This window comes from Streptococcus sp. 79 (assembly GCF_013277425.1).
Taxonomy (GTDB): domain Bacteria; phylum Bacillota; class Bacilli; order Lactobacillales; family Streptococcaceae; genus Streptococcus; species Streptococcus pseudopneumoniae.
Map to the genome: position 1 here is coordinate 1 of NZ_VMMW01000135.1, position 3,619 is coordinate 3,619.

Consider the following 3,619-nt stretch of genomic DNA (forward strand, 5'->3'; position numbering starts at 1 on the left):
GAAACTGCCGCAGTATTCGACGAATACAAGGAAGTTTATCTTTTTCACACAGCATCCCGTTCCAGCTCAAATCGGCTAACTAACTTTAGCCCGAGTTCAAATTAGCTAAATCGATTAGTATTAGCTATAACTCAACTTACCATCTCGTAAGTTGAAACCAACAATAGCATGAAAACATTGAGAACGGGTAGGTCCTGCCTATCCGTTTTTATTAAAATCGTGTTATAATAGAATAGAAATCAAAAATAAATAGGAGAAACAAACCTCATGGCACGCGAATTTTCACTTGAAAAAACTCGTAATATCGGTATCATGGCTCACGTCGATGCCGGTAAAACAACAACTACTGAGCGTATTCTTTACTACACTGGTAAAATCCACAAAATCGGTGAAACTCACGAAGGTGCGTCACAAATGGACTGGATGGAGCAAGAGCAAGAACGTGGTATCACTATCACATCTGCTGCAACAACAGCTCAATGGAACAACCACCGCGTAAACATCATCGACACACCAGGACACGTGGACTTCACAATCGAAGTACAACGTTCTCTTCGTGTATTGGATGGTGCGGTTACCGTTCTTGACTCACAATCAGGTGTTGAGCCTCAAACTGAAACAGTTTGGCGTCAAGCAACTGAGTATGGAGTTCCACGTATCGTATTTGCCAATAAAATGGACAAAATCGGTGCTGACTTCCTTTACTCTGTAAGCACACTTCACGATCGTCTTCAAGCAAATGCCCACCCAATCCAATTGCCAATCGGTTCTGAAGATGACTTCCGTGGTATCATCGACTTGATCAAGATGAAAGCTGAAATCTATACGAACGACCTTGGAACAGATATCCTTGAAGAAGACATCCCAGCTGAATACCTTGACCAAGCTCAAGAATACCGTGAAAAATTGATTGAAGCAGTTGCTGAAACTGATGAAGATTTGATGATGAAATACCTTGAAGGTGAAGAAATCACTAACGAAGAATTGAAAGCTGGTATCCGTAAAGCGACTATCAACGTTGAATTCTTCCCAGTATTGTGTGGTTCAGCCTTCAAGAACAAAGGTGTTCAATTGATGCTTGATGCGGTTATTGACTACCTTCCAAGCCCACTTGACATCCCAGCAATCAAAGGTATTAACCCAGATACAGACGCTGAAGAAACTCGTCCAGCATCTGATGAAGAGCCATTTGCAGCTCTTGCCTTCAAGATCATGACTGACCCATTCGTAGGTCGTTTGACATTCTTCCGTGTGTACTCAGGTGTGCTTCAATCAGGTTCATACGTATTGAACACTTCTAAAGGTAAACGTGAACGTATCGGACGTATCCTTCAAATGCACGCAAACAGCCGTCAAGAAATCGACACTGTTTATTCAGGTGATATCGCTGCTGCCGTTGGTTTGAAAGATACTACTACTGGTGACTCATTGACAGATGAAAAAGCTAAAATCATCCTTGAGTCAATCAACGTTCCAGAACCAGTTATCCAATTGATGGTTGAGCCAAAATCTAAAGCAGACCAAGACAAGATGGGTATCGCCCTTCAAAAATTGGCTGAAGAAGATCCAACATTCCGCGTTGAAACAAACGTTGAAACTGGTGAAACAGTTATCTCTGGTATGGGTGAGCTTCACCTTGATGTCCTTGTTGACCGTATGCGTCGTGAGTTCAAAGTTGAAGCGAACGTAGGTGCTCCTCAAGTATCTTACCGTGAAACATTCCGCGCTTCTACTCAAGCACGTGGATTCTTCAAACGTCAGTCTGGTGGTAAAGGTCAATTCGGTGATGTATGGATTGAATTTACTCCAAACGAAGAAGGTAAAGGATTCGAATTCGAAAACGCAATTGTCGGTGGTGTGGTTCCTCGTGAATTTATCCCAGCGGTTGAAAAAGGTTTGGTAGAATCTATGGCTAACGGTGTTCTTGCAGGTTACCCAATGGTTGACGTTAAAGCTAAGCTTTACGATGGTTCATACCACGATGTCGACTCATCTGAAACTGCCTTCAAGATCGCGGCTTCACTTGCCCTTAAAGAAGCTGCTAAATCAGCACAACCAGCTATCCTTGAACCAATGATGCTTGTAACAATCACTGTTCCAGAAGAAAACCTTGGTGATGTTATGGGTCACGTAACTGCTCGTCGTGGACGTGTAGATGGTATGGAGGCACATGGTAACAGCCAAATCGTTCGTGCTTACGTTCCACTTGCTGAAATGTTCGGTTACGCAACAGTTCTTCGTTCTGCATCTCAAGGACGTGGTACATTCATGATGGTATTTGACCACTACGAAGATGTACCTAAGTCAGTACAAGAAGAAATTATTAAGAAAAACAAAGGTGAAGACTAATCTGTCCTCACTCTAGAAGGAAGTCACTTAGTGGCTTCCTTTTGTCTTTAGAAAATACCTCTAAATATGGTAAAATAGTAGGAGAATAATGTGAGGAAAATGAATGTCAAACAGTTTTGAAATTTTGATGAATCAACTGGGGATGCCTGCTGAAATGAGACAGGATCCTGCTTTATCACAGGCCGATATTGAGCGAGTTGTGGTTCATAAAGTTAGTAAGGTATGGGAGTTTCATTTCGTATTTTCTAATATTTTACCGATTGAAATCTTTTTAGAATTAAAGAAAGGTTTGAGCGAAGAATTTTTTAAGACAGGCAATAAAGCTGTTTTCGAAATCAAGGCTCGGTCTCAAGAATTTTCAAATCAGCTCTTGCAGGCCTATTATAGAGAAGCTTTTTCTGAAGGGCCATGTGCTAGTCAAGGTTTTAAGTCCCTTTATCAAAATTTACAAGTTCGTGCTGAAGGCAATCAACTATTTATTGAAGGTTCAGAGGCGATTGATAAGGAACACTTTAAGAAAAATCATCTTCCTAATTTAGCGAAACAACTTGAAAAGTTTGGTTTTCCAACTTTTAATTGTCAAGTCGAGAAGAATGATGTCCTGACCCAAGAGCAGGAAGAGGCCTTTCATGCTGAAAATAAGCAGATTGTTCAAGCTGCCAATGAGGAAGCGCTCCGTGCTATGGAACAACTAGAACTGATGGCACCACCTCCAGCAGAAGAGAAACCAGCCTTTGATTTTCAAGCCAAAAAAGCTGTAGCTAAACCTAAGCTGGACAAGGCGGAGATTACTCCTATGATCGAAGTGACGACGGAGGAAAATCGTCTGGTCTTTGAAGGGGTTGTTTTTGATGTGGAGCAAAAAGTGACCAGAACAGGGCGTGTTTTGATCAACTTTAAAATGACAGACTACACTTCAAGTTTTTCTATGCAAAAGTGGGTTAAGAACGAGGAAGAAGCTCAGAAGTTTGATTTAATTAAGAAAAATTCTTGGCTCCGAGTTCGTGGGAATGTGGAGATGAATAACTTCACACGCGATTTGACTATGAACGTGCAGGATGTGCAGGAAGTTGTTCACTATGAGCGGAAGGATTTGATGCCAGAAGGTGAGCGTCGGGTTGAGTTTCATGCTCATACTAACATGTCGACCATGGATGCTCTACCAGAGGTTGAAGAAATCGTTGCGACAGCTGCTAAGTGGGGACACAAGGCGGTTGCCATCACGGACCATGGAAATGTTCAGTCTNTCCCACACGGCTATAAGGCGGCT

At 42.0% G+C, this 3,619-nt stretch carries 2 protein-coding genes; both read left to right on the forward strand.

The genetic code is table 11. The annotated features are described in order from the left end of the window. The first annotated feature begins 267 nt into the window (after positions 1–267). The gene (gene fusA, locus HT729_RS11690; RefSeq protein ID WP_172931965.1) at positions 268–2,349 is read left to right on the forward strand and encodes an elongation factor G; all 2,082 of its coding nucleotides are present in this window, start codon (positions 268–270) and stop codon (positions 2,347–2,349) included. Between the two features lie 103 nt (positions 2,350–2,452). Continuing rightward, positions 2,453–3,619 (forward strand): PolC-type DNA polymerase III N-terminal domain-containing protein (locus HT729_RS11695; RefSeq protein WP_172932040.1); only part of this gene is annotated, 1,167 nt, incomplete at its 3' end.

Coding starts and splice junctions, on each gene's coding strand:
- fusA (WP_172931965.1), top strand. CDS start 268: ATGGCACGCGAATTTTCACTTGAAAAAACTCGTAATATCGGTATCATG.